The organism is Agrobacterium sp. V1 (assembly GCF_030518355.1).
Classification (GTDB): domain Bacteria; phylum Pseudomonadota; class Alphaproteobacteria; order Rhizobiales; family Rhizobiaceae; genus Agrobacterium; species Agrobacterium cucumeris.
In genome coordinates this window covers 1,145,410-1,167,627 of record NZ_JAULSF010000002.1, presented here as the reverse complement: position 1 = coordinate 1,167,627, position 22,218 = coordinate 1,145,410, and the positions used below count along the sequence as shown (strand labels likewise).

The following is a 22,218-nucleotide window of genomic DNA, read 5'->3' as shown; positions in this document are numbered from 1 at the left end:
AGCATTCGGCGGTTTCGCCCTGCCATATGGGGCGTATGAAATTTGTCCAGACATCCACGAGGGAGGTAATGTCGATGGCAGTAGCAGGCGTATCTGCGGGAGAACCGGTGCAGGCCGGAATTCTGGACCGCGAACGGATCATAGCAAAACCCGGATTTAACCGCTGGCTGGTGCCGCCGGCAGCATTGGCCATTCATCTGTGCATCGGCATGGCCTATGGCTTCAGTGTTTTCTGGCTGCCATTGTCGAAGGCCCTGCCGGCGACGGACCCCAGCTGCTCCAGTCTCACCCTTGTCGGCGCTTTGTTTACCACGCAGTGCAACTGGCGCGTGGCCGATCTTGGCTGGATCTACACGCTGTTTTTCGTCCTCCTGGGTTGCTCGGCGGCAATCTGGGGCGGCTGGCTGGAGCGGGTGGGACCACGCAAGGCCGGTTTCGTTTCCGCCTGCTGCTGGTGCGGCGGCATTCTGGTCGCAGCACTCGGCGTCATGACGCATCAATTATGGCTCATGTGGGTGGGCGCGGGTGTCATCGGCGGTATCGGTCTCGGCCTTGGTTATATCTCGCCGGTCTCGACGCTGATCAAATGGTTCCCCGATCGTCGCGGCATGGCGACCGGCATGGCCATCATGGGCTTCGGCGGTGGGGCGATGATCGGCGCACCGCTTGCCAATATCCTGATGAACACCTTCAAGACGGATGTTTCCGTCGGCGTCTGGCAGACTTTCGTCGTCATGGCGCTGATCTATTTCGCCTTCATGATGGCCGGCGCCTTCGGTTACCGCATTCCGCCGGCCGGCTGGCGTCCGGAAGGCTGGACGGCGCCTGCGGCCAAGAGCGCGATGATAACCCATCGTCACGTGCATCTGCGTGACGCGCACAAGACACCGCAGTTCTGGCTGATCTGGGCGGTTCTGTGCCTGAACGTCTCGGCCGGCATCGGTGTTATCGGCATGGCCTCGCCGATGCTGCAGGAAATTTTCGCCGGCTCGCTGATCGGCCTGCCGGGCGTGGGCTTCGCCGAGCTGGATGCGGGGCAGAAGGCGCAGATTGCCGCCATCGCGGCAGGGTTCACTGGTCTGCTGTCGTTGTTCAACATCGGCGGGCGGTTCTTCTGGGCCTCCATGTCCGACAAGTTGGGCCGCAAGAACACCTACTTCTGCTTCTTCATCCTCGGCATCATTCTTTACGCGCTGGCCCCGACACTGGCGACGATGGGTTCCAAGGCATTCTTCGTTCTGGCTCTGGGCATCATCCTGTCGATGTATGGCGGTGGTTTTGCGACCATTCCAGCCTATCTCGCCGATATCTTCGGCACGCAGTTCGTCGGCGCCATCCACGGCCGGCTGCTGACGGCATGGGCAACGGCCGGTATTGCCGGACCGGTGGTGGTCAATTACATCCGTGAAGCGCAGATAGCAGCCGGTGTTGCGCCGGGTCCGGCGCTTTACACCAGCACCATGTATATTCTGGCGGGCATGCTGGCGATTGGCCTTGTCGCCAATGCGCTGGTGAGGCCGTTGCCGGAGAAATGGTTCATGTCGGATGCGGAGGTTGCCGCACTTCAGGCAAAAACCGCTGCCGCCAGCGCCGGCCCGACCGGTTCCTTCGGCATCGGCAGGGGCGGTCTCGACACCAAGGCTGTCTTTGCCTGGCTCGCTGTCGGCATACCGCTCCTCTGGGGCGTGTGGGTCACGGTAAAGAGCAGTCTGGCGCTGTTCGGCTGAGCGTTCATCCCGTTCGGGTGGCGCTAATCAACGTGCCACCCGGAGAAGTGCGTGCCGGCCCACGGTCGGCATATCATTTGATCAGGCCATATCAGGGGGCGGCTCGGACCCATGTCCGGTAAGCCGCCCCCCGTTTGCGAAAAACTCCGGTTCACGGCGGGTTCAAATCCCGCTTCGCAATCATCTGACCCTCGAGAATTTGTCAGCCAAGCCACGTCTTGGAGCATTTTTCAGTAAAAATGCTTGCCTGTTTTACGTCCGGAAAACTTGGAAAAACAAAAGGATAGAGCACGTCCAACGAACTCGTTTGGATTGGGCGTCCTTTAGTAATTTCCCCGGCGTCAGGGGTGCGGGAGACTTTGTTCTTCCCAAGTTATCTCACGGTCGGCAGCAGGCCGGTTCTCTCGGCGATTGCGGGTTTTCGGCTTAACGTTTGATCGGTCACCCACAATCTCGCCCTGTCACGCCTGTCGATCCGCTCGGGAGATCGAAACGCGGGCGACACCCTTGCCTGGCAGCAATTTTCGTGGCGGCGACGAAACCATATTGACTCCGTTCGAATTTTGGATTTCTTTGTAAACCGGTTTAGTAAAGCGATTTACAAACCGAAGAGAGGTCGAAAAAGACCCGATGAGTGGAACAGGAAATGGGAATATGATGGCGCGAAATCATGCGACCAGTCTGAAGGACGTTGCCCGGGCCGCGGGTGTTTCCGTTGCGACGATATCACGATTGCTGAACGGTACGCTGGAGCTGCCGGCAGAGACGAAAACGCGCATCGAGAGCGCTATTCGTGAGCTCAATTATGTCCCTAATCCCCACGCCCGGCGTTTGAGCCGCGGGCGCTCGGACACGATCGGCCTTGTGGTTCCAGATATCGGCAATCCGTTTTTCGGCATGCTCGTCGCGGCCGTGGAAGAAGAGGCAGATCGACGCGGTCTTGCCGTATCGCTGTTTGCCACGCTGAACCGCACGGGTCGCGAATTGTCATATCTGCGACTGCTTGCCCGTAACCATGTCGATGGGCTCGTCTTTATCACCAACCATCCCAATACCGATGAACTGGCAGAACTGATCAACACGACCGGCAAGGTCGTGGTGGTGGATGAAGATGTGCCGGGCGCAATCGTTCCCAAGCTCTTTTGCGATAACGAGCAGGGGGGGCGCCTCGCGGGAGCGCATCTGGCGGAGCACGGCCATCGCCAGGTGCTTTACGTCGGTGGTCCCGAGGACATGATCAGTACAGAACGTCGTTTCAGCGGGTTCAGATCCGCACTCTCCGAAAGAGTGGCGCAGGCGGAGCTTTCGATTTCCAGATATTGCGGCGCATATACAGTTGAATTCGGCCGGGCGGCTGCCCGACGCTTTCTGGAGGAGGGGCGTCCGGCGACGGCGATATTCGCAAGTTCGGACGAAATCGCCATCGGGTTTATCGAGGTCCTGCGTGCTGAAGGCGTGCGCATTCCGCAGGATGTCTCGATGATCGGCTTTGATGATGTCGGGCCACTGCATCTTTTTGCGCCGCCGCTCACCGCCATTCGCCAGCCTGTCAGCGCCATTGGCCAGCGCGCCCTGTCGCTTCTGCTTGAAACCAATTGGGATCAGGACCCTCCGTTTCCATCGGAGGAGTTGCTGCCCGTCGAAATCGTCGTGCGTGAATCCGTTGCGCCGCCCGCGATCTAATAAAAAGCAACGAACTAACAGAGGAAGAACGATAATGCCAAATTTGAAACGTCGATATTTTTCTGCGGCTCTCGCTGCGACCGTCCTTTCCGGCGCGACCTTGTCTGCCGGTCTGGTTCATGCCGCTGAAAAGACCATTGCCCTGGTGCAGATCAATCAGCAGGCGCTGTTTTTTAACCAGATGAACGAAGGTGCGGAAAAAGCGGCGAAAGAAGCCGGCGTCAAGCTGGTAATCTTTAATGCCAATAACGATCCCGCAGCCCAGAACAGCGCGATCGAAACCTACATCCAGCAGAAAGTGGACGGCATCGCCGTCGTCGCCATTGACGTCAACGGCATCATGCCGGCCGTAAAGCAGGCGGCTGCCGCCAATATTCCCGTCGTTGCGATTGACGCCATTCTGCCGGAAGGCCCGCAGAAGGCGCAGATCGGCGTGGATAACGGCAAAGCGGGTGCCGACATGGGGACATTCTTCCTCGACTACGTGAAATCAGACATGGGCGGCAAGGCCAAGATCGGCGTCGTCGGCGCGCTGAATTCCTTTATTCAGAACATTCGCCAGAAGGGCTTTGAAGAAACCATCAAGGACAAGTCCGGCATTACGGCTGCCGGTGTTGTCGATGGCCAGAATGTTCAGGACACCGCACTTTCCGCAGCGGAAAACCTGATCACCGGCAATCCGGACATGACCGCAATTTATGCCACGGGTGAGCCGGCCCTTCTGGGCGCGGTCGCTGCCGTTGAAAGCCAGAGCAAGCAGAAGGACATCAAGGTCTTTGGTTGGGACCTGACCAAGCAGGCGATCGCCGGTATCGATGCGGGTTATGTCGCAGGTGTCATCCAGCAGGATCCCGCCGCAATGGGTGCGGCTGCTGTCAAGGCGCTCAAGACGGTTGCCGATGGCGGCACCGTCGAAAAGACCATCGCCGTGCCGATAACCATCGTCACCAAGGCCAATGTTGAACCCTACCGCGCGGTTTTCAAATGATTGCCGCCGGACAGCACACAGGCGCTGTCGACGGCACCGGGGGAGATATTCTCTCCCGGCAAGCCGATCGTGAAGCGCGTATCTCGTTGCGTAACATCCGCAAGACATTCGGGTCGCATCAAGCACTTCGGGGTGTCGATCTCGACATTTTTCCTGGTGAATGCCTCGGCCTCGTCGGCGACAATGCCGCGGGCAAATCGACCCTGACCAAGGTAATCTCGGGAACTTACATTCCAGATGAGGGCACGATCACAATGGAAGGCGAAACCATTCGCCTTTCGGGCCCGGCCGACGCCCGTAACCGCAACATTGAAATGGTCTTTCAGGACCTGAGCCTCTGCGACCATATCGATGTGGTGGGGAATCTCTTCCTTGGACGTGAAATCACCAAGGGACCGTTCCTCGACCGGCAAACCATGCTTACGGAGGCTCGCAAGATGCTGGATGCGCTGGAAATCCGCATACCGCGTCTCACCGCCAAGGTGGAAAAGCTCTCCGGCGGCCAGCGCCAGGCGATTGCCATTGCCCGGGCGGCCTCTTTCAATCCAAAGGTCCTGATCATGGATGAGCCCACCTCGGCGCTTGCCGTTGCGGAGGTGGAAGCCGTGCTTTCGCTCATCAATCGCGTCAAGGCGAAGGGCGTATCGGTCATTCTCATCACCCATCGCCTTCAGGATCTCTTCCGCGTCTGCGACCGCATTGCTGTCATGTATGAGGGCACCAAGGTGGCGGAGCGCCAGATCAACGAGACCGGCCTTGAAGACCTCGTCCGGCTGATCGTGGGAGGACAACGCCATTGAACGTCTATACTGAACGCGCCAAGGGCTCACCGCTGTCGGATTTCATCGCGGAAAATGCGCAAGTCCTGTCGATCGCGGTGTTTTTCGCCCTTTGCCTGGTGTTTTTCTCCGCCACGACGGATACGTTTCTGACGGCCGGCAATCTGTTGAATGTCATTCGTCAGGCCGCGCCGATCCTGATCGTCTCGATTGCCATGACACTGGTTATCATAACCGGCGGTATCGACCTGTCGGTCGGTTCCATGGTGGCGCTTATCAATGCCGTTGGCGCCATTCTGCTGGCGGCGGGTTACGCCTGGCCGCTGGTTCTGGTGGCCATGCTGATGCTGGGTGGGGTGCTTGGCCTGCTGCAGGGCTGGTTCATCGCCTATCAGGGCATTCCAGCATTCATCGTCACACTGGCCGGCCTGTCGATCCTGCGTGGCGTGGCACTGTACATCACCCAGGGTTATTCCATACCGATACCTGACGCGCCGGGCTTTTTCTATCTCGGTCGCGGCGACTTGCTGGGTATGCCCGTTCCGGCATTGATCGGAATATTCATGACGGCGATCGCCTATGTCATTCTCTCGAGCACACGATATGGACGCCGCGTCGTGGCCGTCGGCTCCAACCTTGAGGCGGCTCGGCGCGTCGGCATGCCGGCGAAGTGGATTCTCGCTTCCGTCTATCTCGGCGCCGGGGTGGCGTCCGCCATTGCCGGTCTCCTGATTGCGGCCCGGCTGGGTTCGGGTTCCTCTAATGCTGCGGTCGGCTTTGAATTGCAGGTCGTGGCGGCGGTGGTTCTCGGCGGGACATCACTAATGGGCGGCCGCGGCACCATTCTCGGCACCGTGCTCGGTACCATGACGATCGCGGTGATCGGCAATGGCCTCATCCTCATGCATATCTCGCCGTTTTTCACCCAGATCGTCACTGGTGCGATCATCCTTGCCGCTATCTGGCTCAACACGCGCATCTTCACCACCAATTTCCGTTTCGGCGTGAAAAGAAAGGGTTGATGTCATGACCTCAGAATTGTCCGAAGGACATGTCCGTTCCGGCAAGGTCATGACCGTGCGCGGGCCCGTTCCGGCAGAACAGCTCGGTGTGACGTTGATGCACGAGCATATTCTCAATGATTGCCGGTGCTGGTGGCATGCGCCGAAAACGCCGGAGCGGCAATATCTGGCCGATGGTTTCGTCTGTATGGAAATCCTCGGCGAGTTACGCCAGGACCCTTTCGTCAACAGGCATAATATTACGCTGGATGACGAGCCGCTGGCGATTGCGGAATTGATGGATTTTGTCAGTGCCGGCGGGCAAACGGTCGTCGAGCCCACCTGCCAGGGGATCGGCCGAAACCCGGCGGCGCTGAAAAGGATATCCGAGGCCACCGGGCTCAACATCGTCATGGGCGCGGGCTATTACCTTGCCTCATCCCATCCCGGAAAGGTGGCGAACCTCAGTGTCGAGGCGATTGCGGACGAAATCGTCGGCGAGGCGCTGCATGGTGTCGATGGCACTGGCATCAAGATTGGCCTGATCGGTGAAATCGGCGTCTCCGCCGATTTCACACCGGAAGAGGAGAAATCCCTGCGCGGCGCGGCACAGGCACAGGTCCGTATCGGCCTGCCGCTAATGGTACATCTGCCGGGATGGCTGCGGCTGGGGCACAGGGTTCTCGACATCGTCGCCGGGGAGGGGGCGGATTTAAAGCATACCGTTCTTTGCCACATGAACCCTTCGCATGACGATCTGGCCTATCAGGGGGAGCTTGCCGCGCGCGGCGCCTTCATCGAATACGACATGATCGGCATGGATTTTTTCTATGCCGACCAGCAGGTGCAATGCCCGAGCGACGAGGATGCAGCCCGCTCCATCGTCGCGCTGGCGCAACGCGGTTACCTGGATCGTATTCTCCTCTCCCATGACGTCTTCCTGAAAATGATGCTGACGCGATATGGCGGCAATGGCTACGCCTATATTCTCAAGCATTTCCTGCCGCGCCTGAAACGGCACGGTCTTGGCGACACCGCTCTTCAAACCCTTATGCGGGATAATCCGCTCTCGGTCTTTCAGGCGAAGGCCTGATGAACTTATGGAAATGGAAAGATCATGACAAAAAAAGTGCTTCTCGTCGGTGAAAGCTGGGTCAGCTCGGCTACTCACTACAAAGGTTTCGATCAGTTCGGCAGCGTCACCTTCCATCTCGGAGCCGAGCCTCTGGTCAAGGCGCTGGAGGGCAGCGACTATGAGCTGACCTATATGACAGCCCACGATGCGGTGGAAAAATTCCCGTTCGAGATGGCCGGACTGGACGTCTATGACGCGATCATTCTTTCAGATATCGGCGCAAATTCGCTTCTATTGCCGCCAGCCGTCTGGCTGCACTCCAAAACAGTGCCGAACCGTTTGAAACTGCTGAAGGCCTGGGTCGAAAAGGGCGGCGGCCTGCTGATGGTCGGCGGTTATTTTTCCTTCCAGGGGATCGACGGCAAGGCCCGCTGGCGTCGTACGCCGGTCGAAGATACTTTGCCCGTGACCTGCCTTCCCTGGGATGACCGGGTGGAAATTCCGGAAGGCTCGACCGCAGATATTCTGAAACCCGACCATCCGACCGTCGCGGGCCTTTCTGGCGAGTGGCCGCTTCTGCTCGGGGTGAACGAGGTCGAGGTTCGCGATCGCGCCGATGTCGAGGTGGTTGCCCGGCTGCCGGAAGATCAGGGTTCCCATCCCCTGCTCGTGACCGGACGTTTCGGCAAGGGCCGCACGGCGGCATGGACCTCCGACATCGGTCCGCACTGGCTCTCTCCTGCCTTCTGCGAATGGGACGGGTATGGTCGCCTGTGGAAGAACATTCTCGGCTGGCTGACGGAAAAGTCGTGATCGGAGGGGCTAAGTCCGCAGAATGGCCATCAGCTCTTCATGGCTGGGAAAGGCATCCTGCGTACCACGGCGACCGACCGTGATGGCGGCGGCCCTTGAGGCATCTTCAAGGGCGCGCGCATCCACGGCGACACCGCGAAGCATGGCGGAAGCAAGCGCCACGCCCGTGAAGCAATCGCCGGCACCCGTGGTGTCGACGATTGCGGCGGGTGCGGCCGGCACTTCGGTAGCACCCTCGGTGGACACGAGCACGCAGCCCTGTCCACCAAGCGTGACGATGACGAGGCCGACACCGGCACGCAGCAGAAAAGCGCCAGCCTCGGCACCGTTCTCGCCGGTCAGCGCTTCAGCCTCGATACGATTGAGAACGGCGATATCGATAAGCGGCAGGACGCTTGCGAACCAGGGTTGCAGGGGTGAAGGATTGAAGGCCGTATTTAACCCCTTCGATCTTGCCGCATTGAGAATGGCGAGGGTTGTTTCTTCCGAGAGATTGCCCTGCAGGACGAGGAGGTCACCGGATGCGGCGTCGCCAAGCGCGTTCAAGGCTGCCTTTTCATCAAGCGCTGCTGCTGCTGCACGGGTGGTGATGATCGAGTTTTCGCCGTCCGGAGTTGTCAGAATGATGGAAATATCGCTGGTGGGGCTGTCGACGGGAATGAGATTCGGTGTCAGGCGCTCGCGGGTGAGCGCTCTTCCGATCGCAATGGCGCGATCGTCCATGCCGACGGCAGCAACCAGCGTGGTTTCGACGCCGCATCGTGAAAGAACAATGGCCTGATTGCAGCCTTTTCCACCGAGACTGCGCGAGGCCTGCTCGCCAAATATCGAAGCGCCTGCCTCGGGCAGCGCGGAAATGGAATAGGTTTCATCGAGTGCGATATTGCCGATAACAAAGGCGCGCATGAAGAACTTTCGAAAGGGATTTAAATGCAGACCATATCCGACAACACAGCCAATGCCATTCAAGAAATTTTCGGCCGAAGCAAGGCATTGATCGGCATGGTCCACTGCCCGGCCTTTCCGGGAGCGCCGCGTTATCGGAACGCGAGCATGGATGCCATCTACGATACGTGCATGCGCGATGCGGAACGCCTTGTCGAGGGCGGCATGCATGGTCTGGTCATCGAAAACCACGGAGACGTGCCATTTTCCAAGCCGGACGATATCGGACCGGAAACGTCAGCCTTCATGAGCGTGGTGACGGACCGTATCGTTCGCGCCGCCGGCGTGCCGGTTGGCATCAACGTGCTGGCCAATGCGCCCATCCCGGCCTTCGCGATCGCCATGGCGGGCGGGGCAAAGTTCATCCGCGTCAACCAATGGGCAAATGCCTATGTGGCCAATGAAGGTTTCATGGAGGGGCGAGCGGCCGAGGCGATGCGCTACCGTTCGCTGCTGAGGGCGGAGCATATCAAGGTTTTTGCAGACAGCCATGTCAAGCACGGCGCCCATGCCATCACGGCGGATCGCAGCATTGATGAGCTGACGCGCGATCTCGCCTTCTTCGATGCCGATGGTGTCATTGCGACGGGCCAGCGCACCGGCAACAGCGCATCCCTTGAGGAAATAGAGGAAATCGGTGCGGCGACGCATCTGCCGCTGCTGGTCGGATCGGGTGTTAATGAGGGCAATATCGTCGAAATCCTCAAACGTACCAACGGCGTGATTGTCGCCTCATCGCTCAAGGAAGGTGGGGTGTGGTGGAACCCCGTGGAGCTGTCGCGCGTGCGTTCTTTCGTGGCGGCTGCCCGGCCCGCCCTTGATGCCCGATGAGGAGATGAAGATGGGACAGTTTGCGATCAACGGTGAAAGACTTCTGGCAAACCTGGATCGTTTCGCAGCAATCGGTGCCACCGACAGGGGAGGCGTGAATCGGCAGGCCCTTACACGGCTTGATCGCGAGGCACGACGGCTGTTGACGCAACTTGCCCTGGAGCGCGGATTTTCCGTGTTTCAGGATCCCATCGCCAATCTTTTCATTCGCAGAAATGGGCGGGACGACAGTCTTTCACCGCTGGTGATCGGCAGCCATCTCGACAGTCAATCGTCGGGTGGCCGATTTGATGGCGCGCTTGGAACGCTTTCAGCTTTTGAGGTTCTTGAGACCCTTGAAGATTTCGGCGTTGAGACGGAGCGTCCCGTTGAGGTCGTAGCTTTTACCAATGAAGAAGGCTGCCGCTTTGCGCCCGGCTGCATGGGGTCGACGGCCTTTGCGAGCGGGACAATACCAACGAACTGGTCAAGCCTGCCGGCAACGGATGATGGCGCCGAATTTGCAGGTGAGCTTGCCGCAACCCTGCAAAGCCTGCCCGAAGCAACCATGCGTGGCCTCGGGTTTCCGGTCTTTGCTTTTCTTGAAGTCCATATCGAGCAGGGACCGTCTCTCGAAAAAGAGGGACTGCCGATCGGCATCGTCACGGGGATACAGGGTACACGCTGGCTGGAAGTGACGTTGACCGGACAGACCGCTCACGCAGGGACGACGGCACTCATGTACCGACGCGATCCGTTTCATGCCGCGGTGAATGCGCTTGGATCCCTTTTTCCCGCTATCATGCCGTCAGACCCTGACGCTCGTTTCACGGTCGGTCGAATTGCGTTGCAGCCCGGCGCCGTCAACGCCATTCCGCAAACCGCCACCTTCACCGTGGATCTCCGACACCCGTCTTCCGAAAGGCTTGACGACATGGAGGAGAAAATCCGTGCGGTTGTTGGGGATGCTGCATTGGCGCAGGGCTGCGAAGCGACAATCCGTCAGATATTCGACATGCCGCCCGCAAATTTTGAGGAAGGCATTCTATCGGCCCTCGACCGTGCTGCGCTCGAGCGCGGTTTTGCGACGCGACGGATGTTGTCGGGTGCTTTTCACGATGCGCTGTTCATGAACCGGGTCGCGCCATCGGCGATGATTTTCGTTCCGTGCCGCGATGGCCTCAGTCACAACGAGGCGGAACATGTTGAACCCGAGCATAGTATTGCCGGCTGCAACATGCTTTTGGCCGCGCTCCTTCAATTGCCATCGCTGGCGACAGTCGAGGGGTGAGGCCCGACTGCCACTCGTTTGATGGAAACGTAACCGGCAACCGGCGAGTTGCCGGTCACAAGCTGGCCCATCAGGTCAGACTCGAACACGGAGACATACGGCCCGCGGGCGGTGCGTCCGTCAGCGCCAGCTGGCAAGCAATCCTTCCAGCGTTGCGCGATCTTCCTTGTCGAGACGTGCAAGTCCGGGTGCGCGAACGGGACCGACAGCGAGGCCGAGGATTTCCATCGCTTCTTTCACCACCGTCACATTTGCGCCATTGCGATAACGTGTCCGCAACCGTTCGAACAACTCGATCTTTTCGACGATCTTGCGCGCCGCGTCAAAATCCCCTGATGTCAGTGCGTCGAGGACCTGCAATGAGAATTGCGGCGCAACGTTCACCAGACCGGATGTGAAGCCGCGTGCACCGGCGGCGCAAAAGGCGGGCGCCCAGCTTTCAGCCAATCCGCAGACATATAGTGCGCCGTTCGGATTGGAGGCGGCGATCGCGCGCGACAGAAGCATGATATCCGTCGTTGCGAATTTGATGCCGGCGACATTCTGGTGGCTGGAAAGCCTTACCATGTCATCGACCGAAAAACCGTCGGCCCTGACATAGGCCACTAGCGGCAATTCGCTGCCCTCAGCGAGGCCGAGAAAATAGTCGATCTGCGATTGCGGGGCTGCAAACGGGTCGACCGGCTGATGCGACATGACGGCGGAAGCCCCCATGTCCTTTGCCTGCCGCGCCATGGACAGCGCTTCGCGCTGCGAGCGTCCGATCGCCGCCGTTACCGGGGCCTTCCCGTTTACGCCTTTTATCGCGGCCTCACAAACCCGTAGAATTTCAGCCGGCGTCAGGGCGTAGAACTCGCCGGTATTGCCCGCCGCGACGATGTTGTGGATGCCTGCCTTTGCCACGCGGGCGTAAACCTCGGCGGTGACACCGGCGTCCACTTCGCCGCCTGCATCATAAGCCGTCACGGGAACGCCGGAGATACCCTGCAGGGCCTGGCGAAAATCGAATGTCGTCATCAATTTGTTCCTCAAGGTAAAAGGGCGTCTCAGATGGAGAATGTGTGAACGGGCGTGCCGGCGACAGGCGCATCGAACGCAACGACGGTGCCGGCCGTGGAGACACCGTCGGTTTCGGTTACCAGACTGGTGAGATAGATCGTCTTGAGGTCCGGACCGCCGAAACACGGCATGGTCGGCCCCTTGAAGGGCAGCTTGTAGATCTCGAACAATTCGCCTTCAGGCGTAAATCGGTTGAGCCGTCCGCCCTGAACGCCGGCGCTCCAGTAGCAGCCGTCGCTATCGGTCGCCGCGCCATCCGGCCTGCCTTCGTCGGGCGCAAAATCGTGAAGGCGTTCGGCCGGGCCGAGCCTGCCGGTTGCGACATCGAAATCGAACGCCTGATACATGAGCCCGCTGCTGTCGGAATGATACATCCGCTTTCCATCCGGGCTCCAGGCGAGGCCGTTTGATGTGAACATATTGCCGTCGATGATACGCTCGATGCCGCCGTCAGGTGCCACCCGATAGAGGCGTGCATTGCCTGTAGGCACGGCGGCCTCGTCGCGGGTTCCCACCCAGAAATGCCCGTCCGGGCCAACCTTGCCGTCATTGAGGCGGCTGTCGGGTCGTCCTTCGTCGGGGTCGCATAGAAGGTCGAGCCTGCCGCTTGCGGGGTCGAGCAGATGCACCCCCATCTTGAGGCCCGCCACAACGAGGCCATTGTCACACAGACCAAGACAGCCCACCTGGGCGGGCATGTTGAACCTGTCCAGCTTTCCGTCCGGATGCAGGCGGAAAATCGCCGGGGCAAGAATATCGACGAACCACAGATTGCCCGTCCGCTCGTCCCATGCGGGCGATTCGCCAACCTTCAAAGGCGTATCGACGAGGGGACGGAGTTTCGGTTCTATGATGCGCGGCTGGCTCACTGATTATTCTCCATCGCCCTTTCAGGCCTCGTTCTCTTAAGATTGCGGGATCGGTCTAGCCACCGACGCCCTGAAACATGCGGGCGCGGGCTTTAAGGATGTGGTCTTTCATCGCGTCATGCGCCGCCTGCTCGTGGCGCGCAAAAATCGCTTCGACGATGGCGGTGTGCTCGTTCTGCACTTCGCGCACATGCTGCGGCGTACGTTTGAGGCTGAGACTGCGTGTCACCGACTGGCCGATGGCGAAATGCGGTTTGAACCAGATGCGTACGGTGATGTGGAACTGGTTATGGCTTGCCCTGGCAATGGCTTCGTGCAGGGCGAAATCTTCCTCTGCGCCAAGATCGTTGCGCTCGAGACATTGTTCCAGCGCTGCGATGGCCTGCTCGATCCGCGTCTTGTCGGCCGCCTGCCAGTTGCGCGCCGCAAGTTCGGCTCCCGAGGCCTCAAGGCCGGCCCGGAACTCGAAGAAGCGCTGCACGTCGGCGAGTGACCCGACCGGCACCTGCTGCAACACCGAAGAGTCGGGTTGCTGGCGCACATAGGAGCCGGAGCCTTTTTGCGAAACGATAAGCTCGTCATTGCGCAGCCTCTCCAGCGCCGCGCGCACCACCGGCCGGGAAGCCCCGAACAGCGACGCCAGGCTTTGTTCAGACGGAAGCCGCTCGTTTATGGGAAACCGCCCGTCCGAAATCATGCCGACGATCTTTTCGTAGACGATGTCGCTGAGCCGGGTCTCGCCGCGTGCGGCCGACGATGTGGTCGTATTGTCCATCAGCACACCTTTCGTTGCAAATCGCTGAAGTTGAACGGTTTCCTGTATGTCATTCGCAACAGAAATACCGGGGTTTTATCAGCGTGGAGCGCTGCCGTTCCGATCTTTATCGTCAAACCTGTCTTCGAAAATCGCTCTACGAATAAAAAATATGTAAAAAGCTGTCAATACTTGTAATCATCTGAAAACGCCCATATGGTCTGCCCCTGCCGGTGGAGGATCGGCGTGCTGGCTGGCCGGGAGGGCCGCTGCGACACAGTGAAGGCTGTTTTGCTGCCGGTGATTTTTTGGGAGGATAATCGATGCGCGATGGGGATAAATTTTCGCTTGGCGTGACGCGCCGGACCTTTATGGCGGGGCTTGGCGGCGTCGCCGCCCTTTCCGTCATCGGGACTTCGGCGCGGGCCGCCACCGGCAAGGAAGCGCCGGAACTGGCTGCCTTGGTAAAAGACGGCAAACTGCCGCCCTTGGCCGAGCGCCTGCCGAAAAATCCGATGGTGGTGACGCCGCATGAAAAGATCGGCACCTATGGCGGTACATTGCGCCGCGGCCTGCGCGGTTCGTCGGACCATAACGGCATTCTGCGCATGGTCGGCAACCAGGGGCTGGTGCGCTGGAACATGGACTTCACCGAAGTTCTGCCGAACCTTGCCGAGAAATGGGAGGTCAATGACGACGCCTCGCAGTTCACCTTCCATCTGTTGCAGGGCGCGAAATGGTCGGACGGCCACCCATTCACCGCAGATGACGTGGTGTTCGCCATCGAGGACTGCATCAAGAACAAGGAGCTTTACAGCGCCACCCCGGCCCAGCTTTCCGTTGCGGGTGAGGCCGTCGACGTCGAAAAGGTCGATGATTTCACGGTAAGGTTCAAATTCGCGGCGCCGAATGCCCTCTATCTCGAGAACCTCGCCACACCGCTCGGCCAGCATCCGACATTGTTTGCCAAGCATTATTGCAGCAAGTTCCTGCCGAAATACAACCCCTCGCTGGATGCCGATGTGAAGGCGGCCGGCGTATCCAGCTGGACGGAATTGTTCCGCGCCAAATGCGGTGATATCGAAATCCCGTCGCGCTGGTCGAATGTCGACAAGCCGACGCTTGATCCATGGGTGGTGAAGGAACCCTATTCCGGCGGCGCGACCCGCGTGGTCATGACCCGTAACCCTTATTTCTGGCAGGTCGATACCGAAGGCAACCAGCTTCCTTACATCGACGAAGTCAACTTCGGCATCTCGCAGGATGTCGAATCGCTGATGCTGAACGTCATTTCCGGCAAGATCGACATTCAGGAACGCCATATCAGCGTTCTCGCCAACAAGCCGACGCTCTCGCAAAACATGAAAAAAGGCGATTACCGTCTGTTAACGCTGGTGCCTTCTGCCTCGCAGCAGTGCCAGATTTACCTGAACATCACCCATAAAGACCCGGCAATGCGCAAGATGTTTGCCGACAAGTCCTTCCGCCAGGCGCTGTCCATTGCGCTCAACCGGCAGGAAATCATCGACATCGTCTATTTCGGCCAGAGCGAGGGATATCAGGCCGGGCCACGCCCGACCCACCCCTGGTACAATGAAAAGCTGGGGCGCCAGTACACCGAATATGATGCCGCCAAGGCGAATGAACTTCTCGACAAGGCCGGCTACGACAAGAAAAACGGCAATGGCATGCGGCTTCGTCCCGACGGCCAGCCGATCTTCTTCTCCATCGATGTCATCCCGACGCTTTATCCCGATCTGGTCGATGCGCTGGAACTGGTGAAGGCGCAGTGGGCGCAGATCGGCGTCGATATCAAGGTCAATACCATCGAACGCGCTCTCTATTACACGCGCGGCGATGACAACGCCCATGATGCGGCGGTCTGGCCTGGCCCGGGTGGTCTCGATCCAATGCTTGACCCGCGCGATTTCTTCGCTTTCCACCCGCAGGGATCGCGTTACGCCATTCCATGGGCGCTCTGGTATACGTCCAACGGCCAGAAGGGCGAGGAGCCGCCGGAAAGCCAGAAAAAACGCTTCAAGCTGTTCGATGAGGCGCGCTCCACGGCCGACCTTGCCAAGCGCGGTGAGAAGATGAAGGAAATCTTCGATATCGCGGCGGAAGAGTTCGAGACGATCGGCCTCTGCCTTGCTGTCGGTGGTTTCGGCATCATTCGCAATAATCTGCGCAACGTGCCCGAGACGGAACCCGACAGCTGGTCGTGGCCCAATCCCGGGCCGGCGCTGCCACAACAGTTCACCTTCACAAGCTGACACCACCATATGGGCGTCGCTGCCTCATCGCGGCGACGCCTCTCAGGTTGTTTCCACCGCCCACAATCCGTCTCCCTGGTTGGAAGGCGGCGGGTGCGGTCCAATGTGATTGCGAGAACGACATGCTGCTTTTTATCGTAAAACGCCTGCTGTGGATGATACCGTCCCTGTTTGCCGTCAGTTTCCTTGCCTTTGTCCTGATCCAGCTGCCACCCGGCGATTATGTGACGACCTATATCGCCACCCTGGCCGCCTCCAACGAGGTCATCGACCACAATACGGCGGCGCAGCTGCGTGAACGCTTCGGTCTCGATGACCCGATGATCGTGCAATATCTGAAATGGATATGGGGCATCATCAGCCGCGGTGATTTCGGCATTTCGTTCGAATGGCAGCAGCCGGTTTCCGGCCTCATCTGGGAGCGCATGGCGCTGACGCTGGTTCTCGCCGTCGCCAGCCTTCTCGCCACCTGGGCCATCGCCCTTCCGATCGGCGTTTTCTCCGCCGTGCGCAAATATTCGATCGGCGACTATCTCTTCACCGCCTTTTCCTTTTTCGGCCTGTCCATACCGTCGTTCCTGCTGGCGCTGGTGCTGATGTATGTGGCGGCGGTGGAGTTCGGGGCTGATGTCGGCGGGCTGTTTTCGGCAGAATATGAAACGGCGTCCTGGAGCATTGCCAAGATGATCGACCTGATGGCCCATATCTGGCTGCCGGTCGCCATCCTTGCCGTGTCTTCCACCGCAAGTCTCATCCGCGTCATGCGCGCCAACATGCTGGACGAATTGCCCAAGCCCTATGTGACCACGGCGCGGGCGAAGGGATTGTCCGAGTTCAAGCTGCTGACGAAATACCCGCTCAGAATTGCGCTCAACCCGTTCATTTCCACCATCGCATGGCTGCTGCCCAATCTCATTTCGGGCTCCGTGGTGGTCGCCATCGTGCTCAATCTGCCGACGGCCGCACCGCTGCTTCTGCAGTCATTGATGGCGCAGGACATGTATCTCGCCGGCGCTTTCGTGCTGTTGATCTGCGCGCTGACGCTGATCGGTTCGCTTATCAGCGACATCCTGCTTGCGCTGGTCGATCCGCGCATCCGTCTCGAATAGGAGGGCGCCATGAGCGATATCACCATGACCACCAATGCCCGGCAGGACCGCGCCGCCGTCGCTTCGCAGTGGCAGCTCATCTGGTGGGCCTTCAAACGCCACAAGCTGGCCATGGCCGCCCTGTTCATCACCATCGCCATGTATATCGTCGCGCTGGTGCCGGGCTTCTTCGCCATCAACGATCCGGTGCTGCAGAATGCCCGCGCCACCTTCCATCCGCCGCAGCGCGTCCACTTCATCGATACGACCGACGGTTTCTCGCTCGGGCTGCATTATTATCCGCTGAAGCTGACCCGCAATCCCGAGACACTGGCGGCGGTGTTCGTCGAAGATACGGCGACGAAAATCCCGGTCCAGCTTTTCGGCCGTGGTTACGAATATTCCGTGTTCGGCCTGTTCACCACGGATATCCACCTGCTTGCTTCCACCGACAAGACGCGGCCGCTGTTTCTTTTCGGCGCGGATCGTCTCGGCCGTGATGTCTTCAGCCGGGTCGTGCAGGGGTCGCAGATTTCGCTGTCGATCGGTCTTGTCGGTGTGTTCTTCTCGCTATTGCTTGGTGTCGTTCTCGGCGGCATCTCCGGTTATTATGGCGGCCGCATCGATTTCGTCATGCAGCGCGTGATCGATTTCGTTTTGTCTCTGCCCACCATTCCCATCTGGCTGGCGATGGCCGCCGCCCTGCCGCAGGGTTGGCCGGCGACGCTGCAATACATGATGATCACCATCATCCTGTCCTTGACCGGCTGGGCGCAGCTTGCCCGCGTCGTGCGCGGCCGTTTCCTGTCGCTCAGAACCGAAGAGTTCGTGGCTGCGGCCCGGCTGGATGGCGTGCCGGAAGGGCGCATCATCTTCCGCCACATGCTGCCGAGTTTTTCGAGCCATATCATCGCCTCGGTCACGCTTGCGGTTCCAGCGATGATCCTTGCGGAAACCTCGCTGTCCTTCCTTGGCCTCGGCCTTCAGCCGCCGACGATTTCCTGGGGCGTTTTGCTTCGCGAGGCGCAGAATATCCGCTCGATCGCAACCGCACCCTGGCTGTTCCTGCCCGGCGTCGCTGTTGTCGTTGCCGTCATGGCGCTCAATCTGCTCGGTGACGGTCTGCGCGACGCAGCCGACCCCTATAACAAGTGAGGCCCCGGATGAGCGATATTCTCTCCATGAAGCCAGCAAAGCCGCTGCTTGAAGTCCGTAATCTGGTCACCGAGTTTCCGGTCAGAAACGGGGTATTCCGGGCGGTCAACGATCTGTCTTTTTCCATCGACCGCGGCAAGACGCTGTGTGTCGTCGGCGAAAGCGGTTCGGGCAAGTCCGTCACCGCCCGCTCGATCCTGCAGATCATCGACAGCCCCGGCTCCATTGCATCCGGGTCGATCATCCTCAACCGCGCCGATGGCACGTCTCTCGACCTCGCAAAGCTCGATCCGCGCAGCCGGGCGATCCGCTCGGTACGCGGCGCAGATATTGCGATGATCTTTCAGGAGCCGATGTCGTCGCTTTCACCCGTGCACACCGTGGGTGACCAGATCACCGAGGTGCTGCGGCTGCATCTGAAGATGAGCAAGGCGCAGGCGCGGGCCGAGGCCATCGAGCTGCTGCGGCAGGTGGAAATCCCCAATCCTGAAAAGGCGCTGGATCGTTATGCCTTCCAGTATTCCGGCGGCATGCGCCAGCGCGCCATGATTGCCATGGCGCTGGCCTGCAAGCCGCAGCTTCTGATCGCCGACGAACCGACGACGGCGCTTGACGTGACGACACAGGCCGAAATCCTCGACCTGATATCGCGGCTGCAAAAGGCGCATGGCATGGCGGTGCTGTTCATCACCCACGACATGGGTGTGGTGGCGCAGATTGCCGATGACGTGCTGGTCATGCATCACGGTGTCGCCAAGGAATATGGCACTGTCGAGCAGATATTCCACAGCCCGCAGGATCCCTATACCCGCATGTTGATCGGCTCGGTGCTGAAACTGGAGCAGAAAGCGGAAATCCGGCTTGCCCGCCCGCCGCTCGATCTTGCCGCAGCGCCCATCCTGGAGGTCAACGACCTCTCCATGCATTTCGGCGAGATGAAGGCGCTGGATGGCGTCTCGATCAAGCTGTTGCCCGGCGAGACGCTCGGCATCGTCGGCGAAAGCGGTTCCGGCAAGACCACGATGGGCCGCTCGATCATGCGCCTTTACGATCCGACCGGCGGCGAAATGCGCTATCGCCGGGCGGATGGCACGGTGGTCGATTTGGCCAAAATCGAAGGTGCCGAGCTGAAAGCCGCACGGCGCGAATTGCGCATGGTCTTCCAGGACCCGTTCGGCTCACTCAATCCGCGCATGACGGTGGCGCAGGTGATCGGCGAGCCGTTGCTGGTCAACGGCATTGCCAGGGGCAGGGAACTGGATGAACGCGTCTGCGCCCTGATGGAGCAGGTGGGTCTCGACCCGACCGGGCGTGAGCGTTACCCGCACGCCTTTTCCGGCGGCCAGCGCCAGCGCATCGGCATCGCCCGTGCCATCACGCTGAAGCCGCGCATCATCGTGGCGGATGAGGCGACATCGGCGCTGGATGTTTCGGTGCGGTTCCAGGTGCTGGATCTGCTCATGCGGCTGCAGGACGAACTGGGGCTTGCGTACATCTTCATCAGCCACGATATCGGCGTCATCAGATACATGTGCGACCGCGTCGGGGTGATGTATCGCGGCAAGCTGGTGGAAGTGGGAGAGGCGGAAAAGGTCTGCAACGCGCCGGATCACCCCTACACGCAGGCGCTTCTTTCCGCCATTCCGCGCCCCGACCCGCGCGACCGGGATCGCACCCGAAGGTTCCGTTATGTCGAGCCATCCGAGATCAAGAACGGGGTTGCGGCCCGATAACGTCGCGGCCGTTGCATCCTGCAATTCACGAGGAAGACTAAAGCATGAAAATCGATCGCATGCGGGTATTCGTCACCCGCGACAAGGACCGTCCCCGCGTTGTCGTCGCTCTCGATACCGATGACGGTCTGACCGGCTGGGGTGAGTGTTACAATCACGGCCCCGATCTCGCCCTGCCGCCGTTGCTGGATTATCTCTATGGTTTCCTTGCCGGGCAGGACCCGACGCGGGTTGAATATCTCTACAATCTCCTTCTGCAGCAAAACCGTTTTCCGCCCGGCGCGCTCGGTCTCTCGGCCATCTCGGCGCTGGACCATTGCCTCTGGGACCTTGCCGCCAAGGCGGCGGGGGTGCCGGTCTACAAGCTGCTGGGCGGCGAAGTGCGCGACCGTATCAAGGTCTATGCCGGGGTCTACACGGCTCCGGACGCTCCGGCTGCAAAGGAAGAGTTCGATCGTCTGAATGAAGACTGGGGCTTCACGGCCTTCAAGCTCAGCCCGTGGCGCCTCGATATCCACGCCCATCGCTGGGGCGAGGTGGTGCGCAGTTCTGCCGAATATTTCCGCTCGCTGCGTGAAACCGTGCGGCCCGACTACGACATTGCCTTCGATGCCCATGCCAAGATTTTCGAGCCTGCGGCCGCCCGCCAGCTCGGCAACGCGCTTGCCCCTTACGATCCGCTGTTCTTCGAGGAGCCGTTGCGTCCGGAAAACATCGAGATGTGGGGAGACCTGAAGCAGGGGCTGAACTGCACGCTGGCAACAGGGGAAAGTCTGTATAATCGCAATGAGTTCCTGCGTCTTCTTCAGGTAAAGGGTGCGGATATCATCCAGCCTGATATCTGCGTCGTTGGCGGCATTTCTGAGATGCGCCGCATCGCCACGCTTGCGGAAGCCCATTTTGTCAGCATCGCGCCGCATAACCCGATGGGGCCGCTCGCCACCGCCGTCAATGTGCATTTTTCCGCTGCCCAGCAGAATTTCCGTATTCTCGAATACCGGCTGCCGAAAGGGCAATGCTACGTCTATGGCGGCACCGATCTGGAAAAACGCGAGGATGAAACCCGTTATGTCGTCGACCCCTATCTGCCGAAGGATGGATATCTGGAACTGAGGCCGGATCGCCCCGGCTGGGGTGTCGAGATGGATGAAAAAGCCATGCAGGAAGATGGTTATGTTCACTGGCAAAGACGGGTGCCGAAACGGCCTGACGGATCCTATGCCTTTGCCTGAAACGGTTGCAATAAGCTGCGGGCCGTTTTCGGCCCGCCTGCGCCCCGCATGGGGCGGCAGGATGACCCATCTGCACCATGCAGACCACGGCGATATTCTGGTGCCGACAAGCGAGGAGGGTTTCGAGCCGCTCAACTGGCCGCGCGCCGGCGCATACCCGCTGTTTCCTTATCACAACCGGCTTTATGGCGGCTCATTCGTTCATGCCGGCGTTCGCCATGACCTCCTGCCACATCCGGCCCTTGCGCCGGATGCCATGCATGGACCTGCTCACCGGCGCGCATGGGAGATTTCCGACCTGGATTCGGATCGGGCACGGCTGTTACTTGACTATGAGGCTGACGGGGAATGGCCCTTTTCCTTCCGTGCCGAACAGTCCTTTCTGCTTGAAAACACCGGCCTCACCGTGGATCTGTCGATCACCAATCTCGCGGACGTGCCCGCGCCGATGGCGCTCGGATGGCATCCCTATCTGGCCGCCGGACTTGGTTGCGACGCGCGCACGGATGCCAGACTGCAATATCCGCTGGACCCGCAGAACGTGCCGACCGGCCAGCCGGCAGTCCCTCGCCACAACGCCGCCATTCCCGCTGCAACGGGATACACGTTGCATTATACCGACTGGTCAAATGCGCATGTGCAATTTGACAGGTTTTCGCTGCGGATCGAGGCCGATCCGGTTTTTGGCCATCTCGCCGTTCACCGCATGGACCGCTATCTTTGCCTCGAGCCCGTTTCCATGGCCGCCGGAGCGCTTGGCCTGCCGGAGACGCAGCAAGAAGCGTCTGGCGTCAGGATCATCCCGCCCGGAGAGCGCCTGTCGGGACGCATCCGGCTTTCCATCGGGCCTTAAGGAACACAGGGCAGGTGAGAACGTCATGCGCCTGCGTCGCACTTCACTCTCAAAAAAACGCCACATGCCCATATTTTGAGCGTGAAAAAT

Annotated in this window: 19 protein-coding genes; 15 read left to right on the top strand and 4 right to left on the bottom strand. The window is 59.8% G+C overall.

Annotated elements, in window-relative coordinates:
* Positions 1 to 74 precede the first annotated feature (74 nt).
* The 7 genes from QSV77_RS19280 to QSV77_RS19250 all read left to right on the top strand — a co-directional run bounded on the left by QSV77_RS19280 (position 75) and on the right by QSV77_RS19250 (position 8,066).
* Positions 75 to 1,727: an OFA family MFS transporter gene (locus QSV77_RS19280; protein ID WP_142841983.1), complete on the top strand. Its 1,653-nt coding sequence runs from the start codon at positions 75 to 77 to the stop codon at positions 1,725 to 1,727.
* A gap of 657 nt (positions 1,728 to 2,384) precedes the next feature.
* A complete protein-coding gene (locus tag QSV77_RS19275; protein WP_302735277.1) occupies positions 2,385 to 3,410 on the top strand; it encodes a LacI family DNA-binding transcriptional regulator in 1,026 nt (341 codons plus the stop codon).
* Positions 3,411 to 3,444: 34 nt separating this feature from the next.
* Entirely contained in the window at positions 3,445 to 4,398 is a 954-nt protein-coding gene (locus QSV77_RS19270; protein ID WP_142841984.1) for a substrate-binding domain-containing protein, read from the top strand.
* The gene (locus QSV77_RS19265; RefSeq protein WP_142841985.1) at positions 4,395 to 5,198 is read left to right on the top strand and encodes an ATP-binding cassette domain-containing protein; all 804 of its coding nucleotides are present in this window, start codon (positions 4,395 to 4,397) and stop codon (positions 5,196 to 5,198) included. Before QSV77_RS19270 ends, QSV77_RS19265 begins: the two co-directional genes overlap by 4 nt.
* Positions 5,195 to 6,199, top strand: coding sequence for an ABC transporter permease (locus tag QSV77_RS19260; protein WP_269699981.1), 1,005 nt, complete (start codon positions 5,195 to 5,197; stop codon positions 6,197 to 6,199). The genes QSV77_RS19265 and QSV77_RS19260 overlap by 4 nt, the downstream gene beginning before the upstream one ends.
* 4 nt (positions 6,200 to 6,203) lie before the next feature.
* Entirely contained in the window at positions 6,204 to 7,271 is a 1,068-nt protein-coding gene (locus QSV77_RS19255; RefSeq protein WP_302734706.1) for a phosphotriesterase, read from the top strand.
* 24 nt (positions 7,272 to 7,295) lie between these two features.
* Entirely contained in the window at positions 7,296 to 8,066 is a 771-nt protein-coding gene (locus tag QSV77_RS19250; protein ID WP_302734704.1) for a glutamine amidotransferase, read from the top strand.
* A 9-nt stretch (positions 8,067 to 8,075) separates the two neighbouring features.
* Here QSV77_RS19250 and QSV77_RS19245 read toward each other — a convergent pair whose 3' ends face one another.
* Positions 8,076 to 8,972, bottom strand: coding sequence for a ribokinase (locus QSV77_RS19245; protein ID WP_302734703.1), 897 nt, complete (start codon positions 8,970 to 8,972; stop codon positions 8,076 to 8,078).
* A 24-nt stretch (positions 8,973 to 8,996) separates the two neighbouring features.
* Between QSV77_RS19245 and QSV77_RS19240 the strand changes: the two genes are divergently transcribed.
* Both QSV77_RS19240 and QSV77_RS19235 read left to right on the top strand, forming a co-directional pair.
* Positions 8,997 to 9,842 carry a BtpA/SgcQ family protein gene (locus QSV77_RS19240; protein WP_269699984.1) on the top strand — a complete coding sequence of 282 codons (846 nt, stop codon included), beginning with the start codon at positions 8,997 to 8,999 and terminating at the stop codon, positions 9,840 to 9,842.
* A 10-nt stretch (positions 9,843 to 9,852) separates the two neighbouring features.
* Positions 9,853 to 11,112, top strand: coding sequence for a Zn-dependent hydrolase (locus QSV77_RS19235; RefSeq protein WP_302734702.1), 1,260 nt, complete (start codon positions 9,853 to 9,855; stop codon positions 11,110 to 11,112).
* A 120-nt stretch (positions 11,113 to 11,232) separates the two neighbouring features.
* Here the strand turns inward: QSV77_RS19235 and QSV77_RS19230 are convergent, their stop codons facing one another.
* The 3 genes from QSV77_RS19230 to QSV77_RS19220 are packed head-to-tail and all read right to left on the bottom strand — an operon-like array spanning position 11,233 to position 13,815.
* Positions 11,233 to 12,129, bottom strand: a complete 897-nt coding sequence (locus QSV77_RS19230; RefSeq protein ID WP_302734700.1) for a dihydrodipicolinate synthase family protein — start codon at positions 12,127 to 12,129, stop codon at positions 11,233 to 11,235.
* Positions 12,130 to 12,158: 29 nt separating this feature from the next.
* Positions 12,159 to 13,040, bottom strand: a complete 882-nt coding sequence (locus QSV77_RS19225; protein ID WP_302734699.1) for an SMP-30/gluconolactonase/LRE family protein — start codon at positions 13,038 to 13,040, stop codon at positions 12,159 to 12,161.
* Positions 13,041 to 13,095: 55 nt separating this feature from the next.
* Positions 13,096 to 13,815, bottom strand: coding sequence for a FadR/GntR family transcriptional regulator (locus QSV77_RS19220; protein ID WP_046801252.1), 720 nt, complete (start codon positions 13,813 to 13,815; stop codon positions 13,096 to 13,098).
* 302 nt (positions 13,816 to 14,117) lie between these two features.
* Between QSV77_RS19220 and QSV77_RS19215 the strand changes: the two genes are divergently transcribed.
* The 6 genes from QSV77_RS19215 (at position 14,118) to QSV77_RS19190 (ending at position 22,128) form a co-directional block, all read left to right on the top strand.
* A complete protein-coding gene (locus tag QSV77_RS19215; RefSeq protein WP_302734698.1) occupies positions 14,118 to 16,067 on the top strand; it encodes an ABC transporter substrate-binding protein in 1,950 nt (649 codons plus the stop codon).
* Between the two features lie 122 nt (positions 16,068 to 16,189).
* The gene (locus QSV77_RS19210) at positions 16,190 to 17,176 is read left to right on the top strand and encodes an ABC transporter permease (RefSeq protein WP_142841996.1); all 987 of its coding nucleotides are present in this window, start codon (positions 16,190 to 16,192) and stop codon (positions 17,174 to 17,176) included.
* A gap of 9 nt (positions 17,177 to 17,185) precedes the next feature.
* Entirely contained in the window at positions 17,186 to 18,310 is a 1,125-nt protein-coding gene (locus QSV77_RS19205) for an ABC transporter permease (RefSeq protein ID WP_302734697.1), read from the top strand.
* A gap of 8 nt (positions 18,311 to 18,318) precedes the next feature.
* Positions 18,319 to 20,043 carry an ABC transporter ATP-binding protein gene (locus QSV77_RS19200; RefSeq protein WP_269699989.1) on the top strand — a complete coding sequence of 575 codons (1,725 nt, stop codon included), beginning with the start codon at positions 18,319 to 18,321 and terminating at the stop codon, positions 20,041 to 20,043.
* Positions 20,044 to 20,087: 44 nt separating this feature from the next.
* Complete coding sequence (locus tag QSV77_RS19195) at positions 20,088 to 21,275, top strand: galactarate dehydratase (protein WP_142857958.1); 1,188 nt, start codon at positions 20,088 to 20,090, stop codon at positions 21,273 to 21,275.
* The gene (locus tag QSV77_RS19190; protein WP_302734696.1) at positions 21,262 to 22,128 is read left to right on the top strand and encodes an aldose 1-epimerase; all 867 of its coding nucleotides are present in this window, start codon (positions 21,262 to 21,264) and stop codon (positions 22,126 to 22,128) included. The genes QSV77_RS19195 and QSV77_RS19190 overlap by 14 nt, the downstream gene beginning before the upstream one ends.
* Positions 22,129 to 22,218: the final 90 nt, after the last annotated feature.